The sequence below is a fragment of the Proteus sp. ZN5 genome (genome assembly GCF_011046025.1).
Taxonomy (GTDB): Bacteria; Pseudomonadota; Gammaproteobacteria; order Enterobacterales; family Enterobacteriaceae; genus Proteus.
Window position 1 is genome coordinate 2,902,578 of sequence record NZ_CP047639.1, and the last position, 19,959, is coordinate 2,922,536.

Below are 19,959 nucleotides of genomic sequence, written 5' to 3' on the forward strand. Positions count from 1 at the left end.
CAAATCAGATGATGTTGACGTAATTACAACAAAGAAAACCTCGCCTTAACGAGGTTTTTATTACAGTAAAAATAGAATTAATAGACTCTTTTATATCAGCCTATTTCCTTTTTCATCGACAACATTTTGCCCATCTTCTTTTGAAAAAGCCCCTTTTTGCTTTTCTGGTAAAATATCTAAAACAACTTCAGATGGTCGACATAATCGCGTTCCCAATGGTGTCACAACAATAGGTCTATTGATTAATATTGGATATTGCAGCATATAATCAATAAGTTGCTCATCAGTCGCATTAATATTATCAAGTTCTAGTTTTTCATAGGGTTCAACATTCTTTCGTAATAATGCCCTAACTGAAATCCCCATATCAGTGATGAGTTTCTCTAAAACATGCTTAGAGGGTGGCGTATCAAGATAAAGGATAATTTCAGGCTCTACGCCACTGTTGCGTATCATTTCAAGCGTATTTCGTGAAGTACCACAATGGGGATTGTGATAAATTACAATGTGATTCATATTGTCACCACTAATTCATTAATGTCAGTCTAAGTGCTAATGCAACCAATGTTACTGTTAGCACTGGGATGGTCATAACAATGCCCGTTTTAAAATAATATCCCCATGTAATGGTCATATTTTTTTGCGACAAAACATGTAACCACAATAATGTCGCTAAACTTCCTATTGGCGTAATTTTGGGGCCTAAATCTGCACCAATTACATTGGCATAAATCATTGCCTCTTTAATTAACCCCGTAGCATTACTGCCTTCAATGGATAAGGCACCAACAAGAACTGTTGGCATATTGTTCATAATTGATGATAGAAATGCGGTGATATATCCCGTTCCTAAAGTTGCAACCCATACACCTTTGCTTGATAGAAAATCGAGAATTTCTGACAGATATTGAGTCAAACCTGCATTACGTAATCCATAAACAACAAGGTACATGCCAAGGGAAAAAATCACGATTTGCCAAGGTGCTCCTCGTAAAACCTTTCGAGTATTTATCGTCTTTCCTTGTGCTGCGATAAACCACAGAATTACGGCACCAACCGCAGCAATGGCACTAATTGGAATTCCCAAAGGTTCCAATATAAAAAAGCCAAATAATAAAAGAAGTAATACCAACCAACCTGCTTTAAATGTTTTTGCATCTTTAATTACTGTCGCAGGTACCGCTAATTTAGAGATGTCATATTGCTGAGGAATATCTTTACGGAAAAACCAATGCAACATAATTAATGTCGCGATAATAGCGGCAATATCAACGGGGATCATCACTGAAGCATATTCTGTAAACCCGATATTAAAGAAATCAGCAGAAACGATATTGACTAAATTTGAAACAATTAAAGGTAAGCTTGCTGTATCTGCAATAAATCCTGCTGCCATAACAAAAGCTAATGTTGTACCTTTACTAAACCCAAGCGCTAACAACATTGCGATCACAATAGGCGTTAAAATAAGTGCAGCACCATCATTGGCAAAAAGTGCCGCAACAGATGCCCCTAGTAGGATAATATAGCTAAATAAAAGACGACCTTTTCCACCGCCCCATTTTGCGACATGAAGCGCAGCCCATTCAAAGAAGCCACTTTCATCAAGAATAAGGCTAATGATAATAACAGCAACAAATGTCGCGGTTGCATTCCAGACAATATTCCAAACCACAGGAATATCTTGGAGATTAATGACACCGAGTAATAGTGCGATTAATGCTCCTATTGTTGCACTCCAACCGATCCCTAATCCTTTAGGCTGCCAAATAACAAAAGTAATTGTTAGAACAAATATTAATACTGCAATAAACATAAAAACCTCTTTTAGAAGGCTCATTGAGAGCCTTCTACCAGAAAATAAAATTAATCAGCCAGTTTACTCAATGCATCAACACCAATAGGTTCATGTTCTTGTAATGGAACAATCGCTACTCGTTTTGCCAATGAAGTGGTGACTTTTTTAATCTGAGGTATTTCCTGTTCAGCTCGAGAAAGTAACAGTGGGGACGTTGTTTTTGTCGCAGATAAACTGTTATTAATGATCCAAGCCCATGGATGAATATCTGCTCTTATCAAATCATTCTGTAAGTTCTCAGCCTCAAGAACAGGGGTTGTTTCAGCGAGTGTAGTGATAATCACTTTTGTACGTTTTGGATCTTGTAATTGCATCATTGGTGTGAGGAAATGCCCTTTTTCCCCCATTTTTTTAGCAATTTCTTTGTGATAAGCCCCTGTCGCATCCAATAAAAGTAATGTATGACCAGTAGGTGCAGTGTCCATAATGACAAATCGTTTTCCCGCCTCTCGAATTATTCGAGAAAAAGCTTGGAATACTGCAATTTCTTCAGTACATGGTGATCGTAAATCTTCCTCTAACAGTGCACGCCCTTGTGCATCAAGATCTTTACCTTTTGTTTCTAATACATAATTGCGGTAACGCTCTGTTTCTACAACGGGATCTATGCGGCTGATTTGTAAATTTGGCAAATCCCCATTTAATGTATTTTCTAGATGAGCCGCCGGATCTGACGTGGTTAAATGAACGTCGGCGCCTGATTCTGCTAGCTTAACCGCAATAGCTGCCGCTATTGTTGTTTTTCCTACCCCTCCCTTGCCCATCAGCATAACCAAACCCTGTTTTTGTACAGCAATTTCGTTTACTAATGATGACAATGTGGGCAATGTTAAATCACTCTCTAACTGTTCAGTTGTCGATAACACTTGCTCTTTATTAGATAAAAGCTGATTTAATGCTTCAATACCCACCATATTACGTACACGAAGCATAAGCATATCGGTTGGTAATGTACGAAGAACCTCAGGCATCTTTTGTATTGCGGTTTGTTCTCTTAAATAAAGGGCTTTAGACAATTTATCATCGTTAGAAATAGCTGATTTAGGAAAAATACCATTAATGATTAATTGTTGATTTTTTATACCAAGATTGGAAAGTTCATTATAGGTACGAGCAACTTCTCGAAGAGCGGCTGATTGAGGTCGAGCAACGAGTATTAAACGCGTGAGCTGTTTGTTACTAAGTGCATCGACAGCCATACTATATTGCTCACATTGTTTTTCCAGCCCAGACATAGGACCAAGGCAAGACGCGCCATCAGGGTTATCACTAATAAAATCATTCCAAGCTCCAGGCAATTGTAATAACCTAATTGTGTGGCCAGTTGGTGCAGTATCAAAGATGATGTGATCGAATTTATCCGTAATCTCTTTATTTGTTAGCAGCCCTGTAAATTCATCAAATGCAGCTATTTCCGTGGTACAAGCGCCTGATAATTGCTCTGTAATACTTTGAATAACCGCTTCAGGTAAACTGCCTTTAATTGGCGTAATAATTTTATTTCGATACTCTTCTGCAGCAGCTTGCGGGTCTATTTCTATAGCTGAAAGATTGGGTACTAGCGTAATTTGTTTAATGCTATTACCAATATTTTGTGAAAATACCTGTCCAACATTTGAAGCAGGATCTGTACTGACTAATAAGACTTTTTTTCCTTCCCCTGCTAATTTTATGGCTGTTGCACACGAAATAGATGTCTTACCTACACCACCTTTTCCAGTAAAAAAAAGATAATTTGGTGTGTTTTCTAGAAATTTCACAGTCTCTCTCCTTTAGCAACAACCGTCATTGTTTCCACAACAATGGCTTTTGATAGTGGGTTTATTGTCATTTGTATAATTAATACCAAACCATCTAGCTAATTCATTACGTTTTGGGTAGCGCCCTGTTAAGACAACTTCACCATTAAATAAAATAAGAGGTAATGATCCTGCACCTGCGGTTTCAAGAAAGGCTTTTGCTTTTGAATTATTAACAAACTCCATAGGCTCTTGCCCTAAATTAAAACGTCGAATATTGGCTCCTTGCTTTTTTAACCAATCAACATCGGTTGCAAAATCAACTAATGCTTGATCGATATCGGTGCCACACACACCAGTGCTACAACATAATGCGGGATCAAAGACTTCTAGCTTTTTCATATCGACACCTCATATCTGTTTTTTCATATATGTTTAATTAAAAAATTTATTCAGAACAGCAGATAACCGTTTCTTTCTTTTCAATAGATTGAAGCAAACCTGCTATTTTATTTTTCTCTGTCTCATAGGTGACTTCAATAATATTTTTCACCCAAGGTAATAATGTCGGAGACAAACGATAGTGAACCCATTTCCCATGCTTAGAATCAAGTAATAGCCCGCTTTCCCGCAACATAGCTAGGTGGCGAGACGTTTTTGGTTGGGATAAATTTAGGGCAGTATAGATGTCACAAACACACAACTCGCCAGATGCTTTTAGTAGCAACACAATATCTAGCCTTGTTTGATCACTTAATACCTTAAATAATTGCAACGGTTCCATATTTGCTCCTTTCTTTGATAAGCTCCAACGTACACCTGAAAAACACATCTGTCAAATCGAATATGTTTTAATCGTTGTTTTTACTTAACCTCCCCCCCTTAAAGGAGTACATCATGTTGACTTATATCAAATGAACCAAAGTTAAACGAATCGATTCACCTTATTGATTAGTTACCTCCTTGACTTAATAACCAATGAGGTGAAAATGCACTAATACTTTAATTTATCTAAATAATAATCTGATATTGGAAGGTTTATCATGAGCTATCGTATGTTTGATTACTTGGTACCGAATGTTAACTTTTTTGGCCCAGGTGCTATCTCTGTTGTTGGCGAACGCTGCAAATTATTGGGTGGTAAAAAAGCCCTGCTGGTAACGGATAAAGGTCTACGAGCAATAAAAGATGGCGCCGTAGATAAAACTATTGGTTATCTAAAAGAAGCGGGTATTGATGTTGCCATATTTGATGGCACTGAACCAAACCCAAAAGACACTAATGTGCTTGAAGGTCTTGCAATGTTCCGCAAAGAACAATGCGACATGATAATTACAGTGGGAGGCGGTAGCCCACATGACTGCGGTAAAGGCATTGGTATTGCAGCCACTCATGAAGGTGATCTTTACAATTATGCAGGTATTGAAACACTAACAAATCCACTTCCACCAATTATTGCAGTGAATACAACTGCAGGTACTGCCAGTGAAGTCACTCGCCACTGTGTTCTGACCAATACCAAAACTAAAGTTAAATTTGTTATTGTGAGCTGGCGTAACCTCCCTTCTGTTTCTATTAACGACCCACTGTTAATGATCGGCAAACCCGCTGGACTGACTGCCGCAACCGGTATGGATGCATTAACTCACGCAGTAGAAGCTTATATTTCTAAAGATGCAAACCCCGTCACTGATGCTTCAGCGATCCAAGCAATCCGTTTAATTTCTCGTAACTTGCGTCAAGCCGTTGCCTTGGGGACAAACCTCAAAGCCCGTGAAAATATGGCTTATGCTTCACTTTTAGCCGGAATGGCATTTAATAACGCTAACCTTGGTTACGTTCATGCAATGGCTCACCAATTAGGTGGTTTATACGATATGCCACATGGCGTCGCTAATGCGGTGCTATTACCACATGTACTGCGTTATAACCTGATTGCTAACCCAGAAAAATTTGCAGATATTGCTGAATTTATGGGTGAAAATATCACAGGGTTATCAGTGATGGATGCGGCGGAACGCGCTATTGCAGCTATCGCTCGTCTATCTGCGGATATTGGTATTCCACAACATTTAAGTGAATTGGGCGTGAAAGAAGCCGATTTCCCTTATATGGCAGAAATGGCACTTAAAGACGGTAATGCATTCTCTAATCCTCGTAAAGGTAATGAAAAAGAGATTATTGAAATTTTCCGTCAAGCATTCTAAATCCCTCGAAAATATCCGTCAGCTATGTTTTTGCTGGCGGTTTTATCTTTTCTATTAATCAGAAAATTTAACCCTCTAATATATAACCATAAATTGCATATTATGTTTTATCATTTATTATAATAAGAAATAGACTAGCGACTATTTTTTTACTTCCTTTAATTGGAAAAACAATAAGATGAACAACAAACAACCTGATCTCTGGTTTTCTTTTGTTAAGGCCCATAAGCTTATTATTAGAAAAATTGAAGCCAAACTGGCCGAAGCAAAGTTACCTGTTTATGCGTGGTATGATATTCTTTGGGGTTTAGAAAGTGGTGTCGATGGCACCCGACGTATGCATGAGCTTGCTGATGTCGTCGTTATTGAGCGTTATAATTTGACGCGAATGATCGATAGGCTAGAAAAAGAACAACTAGTTATACGCACACGTTCTGATGATGATCGCCGTGCAGCATTTGCAACCATCACCGAAAAAGGTAAAGCATTAAGAAAAGAGATGTGGACCATCTATCAAGGCGTTATTAAAGACTACTTTATTAGCCAATTTAGCGAAGATGAAATCGCACGTTTCGCACAAGCACTAAATGCGGCTTCCGATAAAGTTAGAGAATAAAAAATTATTCAGCCTTATCAAAATTCAGAATATTTAATGCATCTTCGAGGGTGGAAGCAGGAATTTTGTGATCATCTACCAGTAATTTTAATGCACATAAAGTAATCCACTCTGCTTGTGGGTAATAAGTTTCCCCTTTGATTTGTGAGTCGTTACCAATTGCTGTTTCCCCTCAACATAAAGGGTTTGAATAGCATGTTCAATAATCGCCTCAACTTCTTGAATATTCGCCAGATCATAAGGAAGCCAACTGTCCACTCCTGTTAAAACTAAAGGAAACCAAGCTTGTACACCTTTAGGCAAAAGTGCGACTTGTACATCTGCACTATTAATAAAAATACCTTTACGATTAGTCTCTGTTTGCAGTGTTCCCAACATGGCAACTGATGGATCGCTAAAAAAATAAAACAGTGGTTTTTCATATTCATTATTATTAAGAAACCAGATTGGCCACGCAGTAGGGGATTGTTTTTGAGTGGATAAAACTTCTCTCGCTAATCCTTCTTGATTGAGCTTACGGCTCAATTTTTCTCTCCAATGATAAATAGATGAAGGATCTGACACACTGGTTTGTATCACATTGAAATAAATGATTTGTTTTAGATAAAACAGATGATATGAGGTAAGCAAGAAGAAAAGAAATACTACAGATATTTTTAGTTTTCAGGAATAGATTTTCCAATCTAAGGAACAAAAACCTTCGACAAAATCGAGTAATTCTAAAATAGTGTCTTCATTTTCGATGGCTTGTAATTGATTTAAACAATCTCGCATTACATCTTGAGTCATTCCATTGTATTTATAGGATAAAAGTAACTCCCTTAATACCAATAAATCTCGATTTAAAGCAATACCCTTTTGTAAATCATTAAGGAGTGCTTGCTGTTGCTGGTGGCATTGCTGTTTTATTTTATTCATATTTAACCTAAACCTACCTTTTCACCCTTTTCTAAGCCATTAATAGTTTGTAATAAATTAGCTTTATTCTGACTCTAGCTGACTTTGTAGATTTCAAGATGCTTTCCATTGATCTTGGTATTCTAATGGCACTAATTCTTTGTTAAAAACTCGCTCGTGATAAATAACGCGCCCATCAAATCTCCGTTGAGGCACCGTTACAACACCAGTATCAAAAATGGCGTGACTCCAATCTTCTTTAATTAAACCTCTTCGCCATAAGCGGTAATATCGATTTGCTTGTGACTCTAATTTAGCCTCTTTTAAAATAACCGATAATGGTGCAAATAGTTGTTGTGAAAGGTGATATTTTTCCATCAGCCAGCGTTTATTTCTTTTAATTAACTTTCTTTTCATCGTTATTAGCTCTGTTTCCCTTTATACTATTCTTATCTTAAAGCAACTTATTGAAAAAGAAATGAAAATTTGCATTATGGGCCCTTCTGGAGCAGGAAAAACAACATTATCTAAGCAACTCGCAACGGTGTTGTCTTTACCTGTATATCCGTTTGATGCCATTTATTGGGATATGACTGGAGATGAATTCCAGAAAAATAGTGAGGATTTTATAACATCTCAAGTAAATGCTATTAAAAAAACAGATAAATGGATCGTTGAAGGTGCTTACGACAAACGTTTATTACCATTTCTTAATGACTGTACTGTTATTTTTAGAATAGACATTCCTTATTGGAAACGTGTTAATTACTTAATAAAGCGTTTATTTATTAATAGAATTAAGCACCAATTACCTAAAGAAACGTTAGTGAATACGTGGGAACTTCTTCGTTTTTCAAAGCAATATGATAAACGTTTAGATACCTTTTTTAATAACCACCTTGAATTATCTTCAAAAGTGATTGTTATTAACGATATTACCTTGTGTGTGGATATATGTAATAAACATAGAAAAAAAAGAGCCTAAACATTTTGTTTAAGCTCCCTTTTTTCTATGTTTATTAAAGTGCTTTAGATGGACAACATAACTGTTTTAGTCCTCTAAAAAACCATAATAATGAATGCCAAGCTAGCAATAAGATAATTAAATTTGCGAAGATAAATAGTGCTGTTGAGAGTAACTGCATAAAATGACTATTAGATGTCATACTCATATTTAATGAAGCTTTTGCCAATGCAGATACACCGAAAGAGAAACTCCAAAAAGGTAATGAAAAAGGCTGTTTAACAAACCAAGGAATTAATCTCACCATAAATAAAAGTTGTAAAAGACCATAGCCTAATAACATTTTAGCGAAGAAATCGATGTGATTGTCATTGATAGCCAAATAAGCGCTACACGCAACTAAAGCGGGTGCTAATTGAATGCCAAATGATAGTCGTGATTTTTCATCCATTAATCCTTCACTACGTATCCTTTTTAAAATCGCGGGTTCTAAACTTAACCAAGAAAATACACCGGCACCAAAAAATAAAATACCCAGATCATTAAAACCTAATGCACCACACGCCATGGTACAAATGAAATTATTCGCAACTGTGGGTAAATATAAGACCGGTGTCGTCGCCATTTTGGGGTATTCCCCTTTCCACTGATAACCAATCAACCAACTGGAATACCCAAGTTGAGCAATCGCTCCAATGCTAAATAGTATCAGAGAAAATAAAGGTAAATATGGGCTTAATCCTATAGAGACTAAGACTGTCGTTGCGGGGAATAAACTAGTAAACCCACTGGCAACAGGATGTTTAATTTCATCAAGAATAGCTTGTCGATGAAATAACCATTTGCTCAGTAAAAATAGCGTAAGCGTTAACCAAACCAAGCAACCTACACCAATAAATATTTCACCAATATAAGACGGATAGTTGTGCTCTTTTGCTGCATAGCGCCATGCCATTCCCGTACCAATCATCCCTAATACAACACCAAAATAACCCGATGCGAATTGTGAAGAGAGTGTTTTTAATTTATTTATCAATATCATATTGTTACGTTAACTCATATAAATGACATAATACATTGATGCTTTTCTTCTGAGCATCAAATAATAATATAGATAATAAAATTTATTTTGATTAAATGCATTTAAAATATATGTTATGAGTATTCACTCATTTTAAGAGTTTTCTCCCCATTGTTCCCGAATATTCCGATCCTAGTATAAATACGATAGGTTTATTTTTATATTGTCCTTTATATCGGAGTTTATAAAAATGAATATCACGTTAAAAAAGATTGGAACAATGTGTGTCGCTTCTGTTCTGCTTTTTTCACTTGCGGGCTGTTCTAGCATGACAAAACGCGACCGCAATACAGCAATTGGTGCCGGTGCAGGTGCTATCGGTGGCGCTATTTTAACTGATGGTAGCGCATTGGGCACCATTGGTGGCGGTGTCTTAGGTGGCGTTATTGGCCATCAAGTTGGTAAAAAATAACCGTTCTTTTCTTATTCTGCTAGACTAAGTTTATATTTTTTTGACTTAGTCTAGCAGCAAGTCGCAATAAGATAATCTGCATTTATTTTGGTGTGACATGGTAAAATCGTTTCTCTCTCAATTAAAAAAAACCATCGTGGTTTTATATAAGTCGTTTAGCGATTTAGTCCATATCGTAGTGACCTTTATTTTGTGTTACTTCTGTTTTCTTTTATCACCCACACTAGCGATTGCTGTAATTGGTAGCATCATTATTATTATCACTATGTTCTTACTGAGTTTATTTGTTTTACCGTGATATCAAGCATAATCTTTGTTTTCCTTATTTTTAATAAAAAAGTCGACTAAATAACCACCTCTTGTTCTATCAGTTAAAAACAAAAATACAGGTTACTATTAAAGATAAAAATCTTTCATATAGGAAAAGCATCTTGTTTTTAGCCTGATTTATCACAAAGCCGATTTTTAAACTTGACTCTTTTTAGTGATAGCCTTTTACTTTCAATTATTATAACTATCGAGGGTAATTACATGATTATTTTTATCACGGGTGCTTCCGCTGGTTTTGGTGAAGCCATTGCTCGTCACTTTATCAGCCACGGACACAAAGTTATTGGTACTGCTCGTCGTTTGGATAAACTTAATAACTTACATAAAGAGCTGGGTGAGCAATTTTATCCATTACAGTTAGATGTTACAGATAAAAAAGCAGTCAGTGAGATTTACACTCAATTACCGGAGAAGTGGCGTGAAATTGATGTGTTAGTCAATAATGCAGGCTTAGCCTTAGGCTTAAATACTGCCGATAAGGCTAACCTTGATGACTGGGATACGATGATCGAAACAAATAATAAAGGTCTAGTTCATGTCACCCGCGCTATTCTTCCTTTTATGGTCGAAAGAAATAAAGGTCATGTTATTAATATCAGCTCAACAGCTGCCTCTTGGCCTTATATGGGCGGTAATGTTTATGGCGCCACTAAAGCGTTTGTTAAACAATTTAGTTTAGGATTGCGTGCCGACCTTCAGGGTAAAAAAGTTCGTGTGACCGATATTGAACCAGGCCTTGTTGGTGGTACAGAGTTTTCATTAGTTCGTTTTAAAGGTGATAGTGATAAAGTTGAGCAAACTTATGCCAATGCAAATGCATTAACGCCTGAAGATGTGGCCGAAGCGGTATATTGGACAGCGACATTACCTGCTCATGTGAATATCAATACGTTAGAAATGATGCCAGTGAGTCAGTCATTTGCAGGGTTAAGTGTTCATCGTCAAAACTAAACGCACTGAAAACTCATTTTTTATTAAGGCATCAACTATAATTATTAAGATATAATAGTCATTGAGAGCAATAGCTACATAACTTTAGAGGATAGCAACCATGATAAACACATTAACTAAGAAACAAGTCATCAGAACCATGGTGTTCTCCTTATTTCTTGGTTTATCCGTGTCTTCTTTTTCTTCTGTTGCCGCTTCAACTAATGTAACCATTAATGGCGATGGCTATGACAATGTCTTAGATAAAGAACAAGCTCGACAAATGAAAGAAGACTGGGATCAAAAGCGCGAGCTTCGTACCCAAGTTAATCAGCGAGAAAAAATCGAATTTAATAAAATAGATAAAGCCATTGATGAGCGAGATGCTTGTCTGAAAAGCGCGAATGTCTATGCATATTGGGAGCCTGAAACGCGTCGTTGTTTAGACAGTAATACTGGCCGCCCTGTTAACCCGTAAGAAAGTCGTGTAAAACAGTGATGTTTTACTCCATAAACAAGGAGAGAATGATATGAAAAAATATGTATTTGCAGTAATGGCCACTCTGGTTGCGTTTGCACCTTTAGCCGCGAATGCGGGATGTGATGAAGTCGTTGAGTCTATTCAACAAAAAATCGTTAATAATGGTGTGCCAGCCGCTAACTTTACTTTAACTGTCGTTGAAAACGACCAAGTTGCACAAGCAGATGGTAAAGTTGTCGGAACTTGCGAAAATGATAGCAAGAAAATCATCTATACTCGTCATTAATCTATAGTTGATAAAATCTAGTGATTAAAAAAGGGCGCAATATGAGTGCCCTTTTTCTTTGCTTCTGTTTATCAATGCCTACTTATCTGATTTATCTGCATTTTATCTGATTCGTTTTATCTTATTTAGCTTCAATTTTGTGTGCTATTTTTATCATTAGTAATACTTGAGGCAAAATCAGAAAAAACAAAAACACCCAATGAATTTACTCATCAGGCGTTTAAAAGTAACAAGTTTGGTATCGTTTGAAAACAGATAGCAATCCACTTCGTTACTTATTTATATTCTCTCTTAAGCAGGTACAGCGATTTCCAACTGACTTAAATCGAGGTAACAAGAGAGATCACGTTCTTCAGGACGTAACAAATACGGGATTTCACCAATCAGCGGTGCAGGAATATGCTGAGACAGCCTTTCCACAATTTTCGCGTAATAAGGTAATCCTGGATTTATTCTGTTCGCAACCCAACCTACTAATTTTACACCATCGTTGATAATAGATTGTGCTGTTAATATCGAGTGATTAACACAGCCTGGTTGAATACCGACAACCAAAACAACTGGAATTTGTTCTTTTACCACCCAATCAGAATAAAAGGTATTATCATCAAGCAGATAACGCCAACCGCCATTACCTTCGATAACAACACACTCTGCTTTTTTACTTAAACTGTCGAGCTCATTTGAAATCTTATTAAAATCAATTTCATTTTCGCTAACATAACAATTATCAAGCAAAATAGGATTAATTTCGTCGTAGCGAACTTCAACTGGCGATGAATTATGAATAATCATAGCGTCACGATTACGTTCACCATCAGCCGTTTCATGTAATTCTGTTGCAATAGGCTTGTAACCCACTGCCGTTGACCCGCCACGATTTAATGACTGAAGAAGTGCTCGGGTTACAACAGTTTTACCCACGTTGGTATCTGTCCCCGTAACAAAAAAGCGTGTTAACATATAATTTACTTCCGTTATGACAGATAAATCAGGTTCATAAAAAATGACAGAGATTAGAGTTTAGGGTAACACTGTTTCTGGTGGCTTGAGATAGCTCAATTTTTTAGTTAATTGGTCGAAAATAGAGAATTTGTTAATGATCAATTGCCACATTTACGCTCGCAAAACACTTTTGTTACGATTTTTTCACTTAATTTAGCAGCAGTTGACCTTTAATAGTCCAATTTTATTCGCATTAAAATCATTTTAAGCAAGGTTAAAGTCTCTTGATCTAGCCTTGCATCAATTCAATTAACAATGAGCCATTATAGAGTGCTTCTTTTACGAGCGAAGCCGCTGGCAATGTTCCTTTGTTTCTTAACTCTGTTTCTTCGATAATTAAAGACTGTGCATAACGTGGCATGACATAATGTTGAACTTGGTTCAAGATCAAAGGAAAAAGAATGGATTTGGCTCGACAAAGCGGTGAACCAATTAATATTTTTTGCGGATTAAAGGTATTAATCATCACAGCTAAAATAAAACCTAATCGCTGAGCGACTAAATTAACAATTTCAAGCGCGATTTTATCGCCAACTAATATCGCATCACACAATGTTTCTACAGTAATAGGATATTTGTTCAGCAACGAAGTCGGATCTTCTTGAGCTAATAATTGAGCTTTCTTAATTAATTGAGGAATAGCAATTTCTGTTTCTAAACACCCTTTTGCCCCGCAATAACAGCTATTTTGAGAGTCGATAACTTTAGTATGTCCAATTTCAACGGCGCTATGACTGTTAGAGTGTAATGTTTTTCTATTGCTTATCACCCCAGCACCAACAATATCATCAATAACGATTTGCAGAACGTCTGAATTGTTTTTTGCCGCACCATATAACGATTCGGCCATTGTCCATGCCGTTACGCTATGTTGTAAAAATACAGAAACACCTGTTTTATCATGAATTTTATCGGCAAGTGGAATGTCTTTAATATCATAATAAGGTGAGCTATAAATAACGCCACTAATGGGATCAACAATGGCATTCATTGTAATGCTAATTGCCGTCAATCTTTCAACACGAGATTGATAACGTTCGAAAAATTTATCAATTGCTACTAAAAAGTGATTAAGAAAATCATCGCTATATTCTTTGGGGAAATCGAATGTATCCTCAGTAACCAACTTGCTATCTAATTCTCTTAAACTAAAAAGCAAGCTACCTTTATTGACACGGATACAAAGAAATTGCCAGCCTTGGCTTTCTAATTTTAATCCGACCGCAGGTCTGCCACGAAATCCCACATCTGGGAACTCTGTTTCATGAATAAGGTGTGCTTCAACTAATTCTCGTGTGATCTTAGTAATACTTGCTGGCGCAAGCTCTGCCTTTTTTGACAGTGAAATACGAGAAATGGGACCATGTTCATCAATCAAGCGAAAGACTGTGCCAAGATTAAATTGTTTTACGTGATCGATGTGGCTAGGTTGGTTCCCCATTGAATGCATCCTTAATTAAGGAGCCATAATTAATTCGAGGCTCCAAATAATTCATTACCGATTATGTCGTCAATTTGTGATAATTGTACAATACTTACATAAAAAGCGTGATCAAAAACACAGATAAATCAAGATTTTTGGTGATCTAATATATTTTTTAATAGTAATTGCGTTAATCGATTCGCCGCCGCTGGAATGGCTCGCTTATTATGAGAGACTAACCAAACTTCAGAGAACGCTTGAGAATTCGCAAAGTGTAGATAATGCACACCATCGACTTTCATTCGAGTAAATGATTTTGTCACAATAGAAATACCAAGCCCAGCTGCAACTAGCCCTAAAATCGTCATGGCTTCGCCCGCTTCTTGTGCGATAGTTGGCGTAATTCCTGACAAGCTAAGCAGTTGAATAATCTCATCATAAAGTGCCGTACCAACATCTCTTTCAAAGAAAACAAAAGGATATTGCCCGATATCTTGAATATTGACGCCAGTCTCTTTATAAGCAAGCAAAGGATGTCCTTCATAAACAGCTAAAATAAAAGGCTCACGAAACAATAGCTGGTGGTGCAAATTTTCGGGTAACGTCGTGTTTCTCATGATCCCCAGATCAATACGTCCTGTCAGTAACGGCGATATCTGTTGTTTTGTATTCATTTGATGCATATGAATACCGACTTCAGGATAGTTCTCTCTAAACTGTCGTAAACTCAAAGTGACTAAATGCATAAAAGGTGTCGTTGAAGTAAAACCAATTGAAATTTCACCTAACTCACCTTTTTCCATTCTAGCGGCACGTGTTGCGGCTGCGTTGACCTGTGCCATAATTTGATACGACTCTTTTAAAAACATTTGTCCTGCGGGTGTTAACGAAACAGAACGGTTAGTTCGTTCTAATAACCTAGCACCTATTTCACCTTCAAGCGCTTGTATTTGTTGGCTTAAAGGAGGTTGAGAAATACTTAATCTTTCTGCGGCTTTACCAAAGTGAAGCTCTTCTGCCACAGCAATAAAGTAACGTAAATGCCTAAGTTCAATATTCATATTTCTCTCATATCGTGATTGATACTTTAAAAGTCTTATTTCTAATGATTAATATATTAGACAAAAAAATCAAATATTTCTAACATTGACATAAATCAAATTTAAGTAACGGAAGTTTAATCAATATGGATACTCACGAAATAGACAGTAAAAGTATGAGCTTAGGCACTGATATTTCAGACAATACATCAAGTATAGAAAAGCCTGCTCATCGCCAATCTAACCCTAAACACTATATTCAGCGTGATGATGCACTGTATATAAAAGTGACAGTGTCATTTTTTATGGTCGGTTTAGCGACATTTGCCTTACTCTATTTTGTGCAACCCATATTACCGGTGTTATCTAACGAGTTTTCTGTCAGCCCTGCAACCAGTAGTCTAGCGCTCTCACTTTCAACCGCTTTAATGGCATGTGGATTATTAATCACAGGCCCACTGTCAGACGCCTTTGGTCGTAAAAATGTCATGGTTATCGCGCTGTTTTGTGCTGCATTTTTTACATTATTAAGTGCAACTATGAATAGCTGGGCGGGTATTTTAATTACACGTGCTTTAGTGGGACTTTCATTAAGCGGTGTAGCTGCAGTAGCAATGACGTATTTAAGTGAAGAGATTCATCCTGCTTATCTTGCGTTATCAATGGGTTTATATATTAGTGGGAACTCTATTGGAGGAATGAGCGGACGCGTTATTACAGGGGTATTAAGTGATTATTATTCTTGGCGCTTATCCGTTGTTATTCTCGGTATTTTTGCCCTTTTTGCTGCGATTACTTTCTGGAAGATATTACCAGCTTCACAGCACTTTAGACCAACAGCATTAAAGCCTCGTAATCTTCTTATTACCACTAAATTACATTTTAGAGATAAAGGACTGCCTTTATTATTTATTGAAGGTGGTTTATTAATGGGCGGGTTTGTCACCTTATTTAACTATATCGGTTATCGTTTACTAGATGCACCCTATTCATTAAGTCAAACGACTGTTGGTTTGATTTCTATAGTCTATTTAAGTGGTACTTATAGCGCATCTAAAGCGGGTTTATTAACGACTAAATATGGATTAGGCAAAGTCTTTATTGCTGGGATTTCAATGATGTTAATCGGTATATTGATTACCTTGATTGAATCACTTCCCGTTATTTTTATTGGGATGCTTATCTTAACAACAGGTTTCTTTGCTGCACATGCTGTTGCAAGTAGTTGGGTTGGTCGTCGCGCTAAACGAGGACGCGCCCAAGCCTCTTCACTTTATCTTTTTACTTATTATGCTGGCTCTAGCCTTGCAGGTACAGTGGGTGGATTATTCTGGGTGAGTTTCGGTTGGCTTGGTGTAGGATTATTTATTGCCCTTTTAATGTTAACTGCCTTATTAATCGCATTACACTTAAACAAAGTTGCTCAGTAAAATTGATAAAGTGCAAAAGCAGATTAACACGGTTTAATGTTGTCGATTTTGCACTCCTTTCTTAAGGTATAGACTTATTCTTTAAGAAGGAACAACAATTATGCCCATCATAAAATTATCTATTACTCTGCTGTTTCTCTTTTTTACATCTCTTACGAGTGCGTTTACAGAAAACTGCCCACCAACAAAGCCAGATTGTGATGTTATTTATGGTTCGCTAATACAATCGAATGAAAAACAAACCAATTTTGATTCAAAAACTATCAGATAATCCCTTTTTAGGAAAAACATCATCCCAATATGCCCTTTTCACGGTATACTGTATAAATAAACAGTATACCGTGTTTTTGGCATTTATTGCTGTGAAGCGATGTACTTTGCACTGAAGCTAATGTATTGTTTTAAATAAAAGCTAGTTGTATGTTGTAACTAAATAAGGATATTAAAATGAATCGATATGATTTAATTGAGCAATTCAATCTCTGTTTTCAGCAATTAGAAACTGAGATTAAAACGCTAACTGATGTGTTGAAAAATCTAACCTTATTGCCATCAGCCGTATTTGAATTACCTGAAGTGAGCAAAGAAGAAGAACATGATGAGGTTGTTCGCGTTACAGTGTCACCCCGTTATAATGAAGAAGCTAGAGATCTCACTTTAAAGCTAATAGCGAATCTCTTTATTTATGACAATGCTCCACACATCAGTAGTAAACGTGCTATTCGTTTACCCGGCGTACTCTGTTTTAGTACAGATAATCAAACTTTTAAATCTGTAAAAGAATATGTTGAGAAAATTAATTTATTAAAAAAACAACTTTCAGATATTGTCACTAAAGAGTCTGGCATATCGAAGGAAGAACGTTTTGATTTTGTCCATAATCAGTTAAAAGGTTTAATTACGCTGAATGCTTATCGTACCCTCACCCTTTTGTCTGATCCGGATACTGTACGTTTTGGTTGGGCGAATAAGAATATTATTAAGAATTTAACGCGTAATGATGTTTTGGCTCAATTAGAAAAAAGTCGCGAAGCCAATCGCGCTGTGCCACCTTATACTAGTGAACAATGGGCTGAGCGTATTGATAAAGAGATCATTACCCTTTCACAATTACCTGAAAATGCAAAACTAAAAATAAAGCGTCCTGTTAAAGTGCAACCTATTGCTCGTGTTTGGTATTCAGAACATCAAAAGCAAGTGCAATATGCATGTCCCTTGCCTTTATTAGCTTTCTATATTGATAAAGAGAGCGACTTTAAACCTGTTATTGGCGAACTTCCTGATTATGATGCCGATAATATTCAAATTCGCCATCGCCCTAAAGCTAAAAAGCTACAATTAATTATTCCAAGAATGCATTTGTATCTTGAGAAATAAATAATATCTTATTTTTCAATAAGTTTAATTGAGCTTCCTTGAAGGATTAGGAGAAGATAATCATTAAGCTGAACAAAGTGATTGTCTTCAATATCTAAATGAATTGTTATCACCACATTGTTTTTTAATGCAAAGATAATATTTTTTCGATCAAACGTAATTTTTTCGAGCTTATTAATGGCTTCGACATCAGATAAATGGGTCATTAAACCAATCGAATTATTGATATCCTCATCTTCTTCATCAAATCTTGAAAGAATAATGAAATGATCAGGAGAAACAGCATCATCCCCTATTCCTATAATGGTGACATCATCTTCGACATAACAATTAATTTCTGTCGCAGTAAACGTAATTTCTTCAGTCATTATTTTTCCTATCAGATCTAAAAATCCCGCCATTATAGCGGGATTTAATATCGGCTAAATAAGTGTTAGATACACTTATTTTTTCATGCTGCCAACCATATCTTCTGGACGTACCCAGCTATCAAATTCTTCCGATGTCAGGTAGTTCAGTTTTAGTGCAGATTCTTTTAACGTTAAGCCTTCTTTATGCGCTTTTTTCGCAATTTCAGCGGCTTTATCGTAACCGATATGAGTATTTAACGCAGTAACTAGCATTAATGATTCATGCAGTAGTTTATTGATACGCTCACGGTTTGGTTCAATACCAATTGCACAATGCTCATTGAAACTACGCATACCATCAGCCAGTAAACGAACTGATTGTAAGAAGTTATCGATGATCATTGGACGATAAACGTTCAGCTCAAAGTTACCTGATGCACCACCAATATTAATAGCAACATCGTTACCCATTACTTGAGCACATAACATCGTTAATGCTTCACATTGTGTTGGGTTAACTTTACCTGGCATGATTGAACTACCTGGTTCGTTTTCTGGGATAGCGATTTCGCCAATACCACAACGAGGACCAGAAGCTAACCAACGCACATCGTTAGCAATCTTCATTAATGAAGAAGCTAAACCTTTTAATGCACCATGTGAATGAACTAATGCATCACAAGTTGCTAATGCTTCAAATTTATTAGGAGCCGTTACAAAAGGCTGACCTGACAACTCAGCGATACGCTTAGCAACACGAACTGCATATTCTGGATGGGTATTTAACCCCGTACCCACAGCTGTACCACCTAGCGCTAATTCACAAACATGGGGAACAGAATCATCGATATGTTTGATGCTGTGCTCAAGCATAGCAGCCCAACCGGAGATTTCTTGACCTAATGTCAGTGGTGTCGCATCTTGCAGGTGAGTACGACCAATTTTAACGATATCATGGAAAGCTTCTGCTTTCTCTTTGAATACTTTCAGCAGTGATTTTAATTCTGGCAGTAAATCCTGACGTAATGCAATAACAGCAGCGACATGCATGGCAGTTGGGAACACATCATTTGAACTCTGACTTTTGTTAACATCATCGTTCGGATGGATTTTACGTTCCATGCCACGGATACCACCAAGTATCTCACTACCACGGTTAGCCAACACTTCATTCATATTCATGTTTGATTGAGTGCCAGAACCGGTCTGCCAGATTGCTAATGGGAATTCAGTTGGGTGTTTACCTGCAAGCACTTCATCTGCAGCTGCGATAATTGCATCAGCGCGCTCTTTTGGTAATAAGCCTAAATCCATATTAACACCAGCGGCTGCTTTCTTTGTGATAGCAAGCGCATGGATAAGTGCAACAGGCATTTTTTCAACTGAAATACGGAAGTGTTCAAGAGAACGCTGCGTTTGAGCTCCCCATAACTGGTCAGCTGGTACTTCGATTTGTCCCATTGAGTCTTTTTCAATGCGAGTGGCTGCCATTTCAATCTCCTTAAGTACACAGAATAATTGATTAATTCCGAA

Annotated in this window: 23 protein-coding genes; 9 read left to right on the forward strand and 14 right to left on the reverse strand. The window is 36.9% G+C overall.

The window, feature by feature from the left end; genetic code table 11:
- Positions 1-90 precede the first annotated feature (90 nt).
- From arsC to GTK47_RS13370, 5 genes are read right to left on the reverse strand one after another with little or no spacing between them, the layout of a single operon-like run.
- Complete coding sequence (gene arsC, locus GTK47_RS13350) at positions 91-516, reverse strand: glutaredoxin-dependent arsenate reductase (protein ID WP_165123946.1); 426 nt, start codon at positions 514-516, stop codon at positions 91-93.
- 10 nt (positions 517-526) lie between these two features.
- A complete protein-coding gene (locus GTK47_RS13355; protein ID WP_165123949.1) occupies positions 527-1,816 on the reverse strand; it encodes an arsenic transporter in 1,290 nt (429 codons plus the stop codon).
- Positions 1,817-1,866: 50 nt separating this feature from the next.
- Positions 1,867-3,618 (reverse strand): arsenical pump-driving ATPase, encoded by a 1,752-nt coding sequence (gene arsA / locus GTK47_RS13360; protein WP_165123952.1) that lies wholly within the window; start codon positions 3,616-3,618, stop codon positions 1,867-1,869.
- A gap of 12 nt (positions 3,619-3,630) precedes the next feature.
- Positions 3,631-3,999, reverse strand: a complete 369-nt coding sequence (gene arsD, locus GTK47_RS13365) for an arsenite efflux transporter metallochaperone ArsD (RefSeq protein ID WP_165123955.1) — start codon at positions 3,997-3,999, stop codon at positions 3,631-3,633.
- 46 nt (positions 4,000-4,045) lie between these two features.
- Complete coding sequence (locus GTK47_RS13370) at positions 4,046-4,381, reverse strand: metalloregulator ArsR/SmtB family transcription factor (RefSeq protein WP_109402925.1); 336 nt, start codon at positions 4,379-4,381, stop codon at positions 4,046-4,048.
- Between the two features lie 259 nt (positions 4,382-4,640).
- On the opposite strand from GTK47_RS13370, the gene dhaT reads away from it, so the two are divergent.
- Entirely contained in the window at positions 4,641-5,804 is a 1,164-nt protein-coding gene (gene dhaT, locus GTK47_RS13375) for a 1,3-propanediol dehydrogenase (RefSeq protein ID WP_165123958.1), read from the forward strand.
- 178 nt (positions 5,805-5,982) lie between these two features.
- Complete coding sequence (locus tag GTK47_RS13380) at positions 5,983-6,420, forward strand: MarR family transcriptional regulator (protein ID WP_165123961.1); 438 nt, start codon at positions 5,983-5,985, stop codon at positions 6,418-6,420.
- Positions 6,421-6,507: 87 nt separating this feature from the next.
- Here the strand turns inward: GTK47_RS13380 and GTK47_RS13385 are convergent, their stop codons facing one another.
- The 3 genes from GTK47_RS13385 to GTK47_RS13395 form a co-directional block, all read right to left on the reverse strand.
- Complete coding sequence (locus GTK47_RS13385) at positions 6,508-6,945, reverse strand: hypothetical protein (protein ID WP_165123964.1); 438 nt, start codon at positions 6,943-6,945, stop codon at positions 6,508-6,510.
- A gap of 138 nt (positions 6,946-7,083) precedes the next feature.
- A complete protein-coding gene (locus tag GTK47_RS13390; protein WP_241256029.1) occupies positions 7,084-7,338 on the reverse strand; it encodes a hypothetical protein in 255 nt (84 codons plus the stop codon).
- Positions 7,339-7,431: 93 nt separating this feature from the next.
- The gene (locus GTK47_RS13395; protein WP_165123967.1) at positions 7,432-7,734 is read right to left on the reverse strand and encodes a hypothetical protein; all 303 of its coding nucleotides are present in this window, start codon (positions 7,732-7,734) and stop codon (positions 7,432-7,434) included.
- Between the two features lie 76 nt (positions 7,735-7,810).
- Here GTK47_RS13395 and GTK47_RS13400 point away from each other — a divergent pair, with 76 nt between their 5' ends.
- Entirely contained in the window at positions 7,811-8,302 is a 492-nt protein-coding gene (locus tag GTK47_RS13400; RefSeq protein WP_241256030.1) for an AAA family ATPase, read from the forward strand.
- Between the two features lie 34 nt (positions 8,303-8,336).
- Here GTK47_RS13400 and tehA read toward each other — a convergent pair whose 3' ends face one another.
- Positions 8,337-9,323: a dicarboxylate transporter/tellurite-resistance protein TehA gene (tehA, locus tag GTK47_RS13405; RefSeq protein WP_165123973.1), complete on the reverse strand. Its 987-nt coding sequence runs from the start codon at positions 9,321-9,323 to the stop codon at positions 8,337-8,339.
- Positions 9,324-9,552: 229 nt separating this feature from the next.
- On the opposite strand from tehA, the gene osmB reads away from it, so the two are divergent.
- From osmB to GTK47_RS13425, 4 genes are all read left to right on the forward strand, one after another.
- Positions 9,553-9,774 (forward strand): osmotically-inducible lipoprotein OsmB, encoded by a 222-nt coding sequence (osmB, locus tag GTK47_RS13410; protein ID WP_088495657.1) that lies wholly within the window; start codon positions 9,553-9,555, stop codon positions 9,772-9,774.
- 531 nt (positions 9,775-10,305) lie between these two features.
- A complete protein-coding gene (gene ydfG / locus GTK47_RS13415) occupies positions 10,306-11,055 on the forward strand; it encodes a bifunctional NADP-dependent 3-hydroxy acid dehydrogenase/3-hydroxypropionate dehydrogenase YdfG (RefSeq protein ID WP_088495659.1) in 750 nt (249 codons plus the stop codon).
- A gap of 100 nt (positions 11,056-11,155) precedes the next feature.
- Complete coding sequence (locus tag GTK47_RS13420) at positions 11,156-11,512, forward strand: DUF1283 family protein (protein WP_109395486.1); 357 nt, start codon at positions 11,156-11,158, stop codon at positions 11,510-11,512.
- A 52-nt stretch (positions 11,513-11,564) separates the two neighbouring features.
- Positions 11,565-11,801: a DUF1161 domain-containing protein gene (locus GTK47_RS13425; protein WP_088495661.1), complete on the forward strand. Its 237-nt coding sequence runs from the start codon at positions 11,565-11,567 to the stop codon at positions 11,799-11,801.
- Positions 11,802-12,092: 291 nt separating this feature from the next.
- On the opposite strand, the gene bioD is transcribed toward GTK47_RS13425, so the two are convergent.
- From bioD to GTK47_RS13440, 3 genes are all read right to left on the reverse strand, one after another.
- On the reverse strand, positions 12,093-12,764 hold the full coding sequence (gene bioD, locus GTK47_RS13430; protein ID WP_075673816.1) for a dethiobiotin synthase: 672 nt from the start codon (positions 12,762-12,764) through the stop codon (positions 12,093-12,095).
- 271 nt (positions 12,765-13,035) lie between these two features.
- Positions 13,036-14,256, reverse strand: coding sequence for an ROK family transcriptional regulator (locus GTK47_RS13435; RefSeq protein ID WP_206535858.1), 1,221 nt, complete (start codon positions 14,254-14,256; stop codon positions 13,036-13,038).
- Between the two features lie 119 nt (positions 14,257-14,375).
- Positions 14,376-15,290, reverse strand: a complete 915-nt coding sequence (locus GTK47_RS13440; protein WP_165123979.1) for a LysR family transcriptional regulator — start codon at positions 15,288-15,290, stop codon at positions 14,376-14,378.
- A 125-nt stretch (positions 15,291-15,415) separates the two neighbouring features.
- Between GTK47_RS13440 and GTK47_RS13445 the strand changes: the two genes are divergently transcribed.
- A complete protein-coding gene (locus GTK47_RS13445) occupies positions 15,416-16,699 on the forward strand; it encodes an MFS transporter (protein WP_165123982.1) in 1,284 nt (427 codons plus the stop codon).
- A 447-nt stretch (positions 16,700-17,146) separates the two neighbouring features.
- Complete coding sequence (tus, locus tag GTK47_RS13450; protein WP_165123985.1) at positions 17,147-18,076, forward strand: DNA replication terminus site-binding protein; 930 nt, start codon at positions 17,147-17,149, stop codon at positions 18,074-18,076.
- 8 nt (positions 18,077-18,084) lie between these two features.
- On the opposite strand, the gene GTK47_RS13455 is transcribed toward tus, so the two are convergent.
- Together GTK47_RS13455 and fumC are read right to left on the reverse strand one after the other, a co-directional pair.
- Entirely contained in the window at positions 18,085-18,444 is a 360-nt protein-coding gene (locus GTK47_RS13455; protein ID WP_165123988.1) for a hypothetical protein, read from the reverse strand.
- Positions 18,445-18,519: 75 nt separating this feature from the next.
- Positions 18,520-19,917: a class II fumarate hydratase gene (gene fumC / locus GTK47_RS13460; protein ID WP_100158199.1), complete on the reverse strand. Its 1,398-nt coding sequence runs from the start codon at positions 19,915-19,917 to the stop codon at positions 18,520-18,522.
- Positions 19,918-19,959 lie beyond the last annotated feature (42 nt).

Coding starts and splice junctions, on each gene's coding strand:
- arsC (WP_165123946.1), bottom strand. CDS start 516: ATGAATCACATTGTAATTTATCACAATCCCCATTGTGGTACTTCACGA.
- GTK47_RS13355 (WP_165123949.1), bottom strand. CDS start 1,816: ATGTTTATTGCAGTATTAATATTTGTTCTAACAATTACTTTTGTTATT.
- arsD (WP_165123955.1), bottom strand. CDS start 3,999: ATGAAAAAGCTAGAAGTCTTTGATCCCGCATTATGTTGTAGCACTGGT.
- GTK47_RS13370 (WP_109402925.1), bottom strand. CDS start 4,381: ATGGAACCGTTGCAATTATTTAAGGTATTAAGTGATCAAACAAGGCTA.
- dhaT (WP_165123958.1), top strand. CDS start 4,641: ATGAGCTATCGTATGTTTGATTACTTGGTACCGAATGTTAACTTTTTT.
- GTK47_RS13380 (WP_165123961.1), top strand. CDS start 5,983: ATGAACAACAAACAACCTGATCTCTGGTTTTCTTTTGTTAAGGCCCAT.
- GTK47_RS13390 (WP_241256029.1), bottom strand. CDS start 7,338: ATGAATAAAATAAAACAGCAATGCCACCAGCAACAGCAAGCACTCCTT.
- GTK47_RS13395 (WP_165123967.1), bottom strand. CDS start 7,734: ATGAAAAGAAAGTTAATTAAAAGAAATAAACGCTGGCTGATGGAAAAA.
- GTK47_RS13400 (WP_241256030.1), top strand. CDS start 7,811: ATGGGCCCTTCTGGAGCAGGAAAAACAACATTATCTAAGCAACTCGCA.
- tehA (WP_165123973.1), bottom strand. CDS start 9,323: ATGATATTGATAAATAAATTAAAAACACTCTCTTCACAATTCGCATCG.
- osmB (WP_088495657.1), top strand. CDS start 9,553: ATGAATATCACGTTAAAAAAGATTGGAACAATGTGTGTCGCTTCTGTT.
- ydfG (WP_088495659.1), top strand. CDS start 10,306: ATGATTATTTTTATCACGGGTGCTTCCGCTGGTTTTGGTGAAGCCATT.
- GTK47_RS13420 (WP_109395486.1), top strand. CDS start 11,156: ATGATAAACACATTAACTAAGAAACAAGTCATCAGAACCATGGTGTTC.
- GTK47_RS13425 (WP_088495661.1), top strand. CDS start 11,565: ATGAAAAAATATGTATTTGCAGTAATGGCCACTCTGGTTGCGTTTGCA.
- bioD (WP_075673816.1), bottom strand. CDS start 12,764: ATGTTAACACGCTTTTTTGTTACGGGGACAGATACCAACGTGGGTAAA.
- GTK47_RS13435 (WP_206535858.1), bottom strand. CDS start 14,256: ATGCATTCAATGGGGAACCAACCTAGCCACATCGATCACGTAAAACAA.
- GTK47_RS13440 (WP_165123979.1), bottom strand. CDS start 15,290: ATGAATATTGAACTTAGGCATTTACGTTACTTTATTGCTGTGGCAGAA.
- GTK47_RS13445 (WP_165123982.1), top strand. CDS start 15,416: ATGGATACTCACGAAATAGACAGTAAAAGTATGAGCTTAGGCACTGAT.
- tus (WP_165123985.1), top strand. CDS start 17,147: ATGAATCGATATGATTTAATTGAGCAATTCAATCTCTGTTTTCAGCAA.
- GTK47_RS13455 (WP_165123988.1), bottom strand. CDS start 18,444: ATGACTGAAGAAATTACGTTTACTGCGACAGAAATTAATTGTTATGTC.
- fumC (WP_100158199.1), bottom strand. CDS start 19,917: ATGGCAGCCACTCGCATTGAAAAAGACTCAATGGGACAAATCGAAGTA.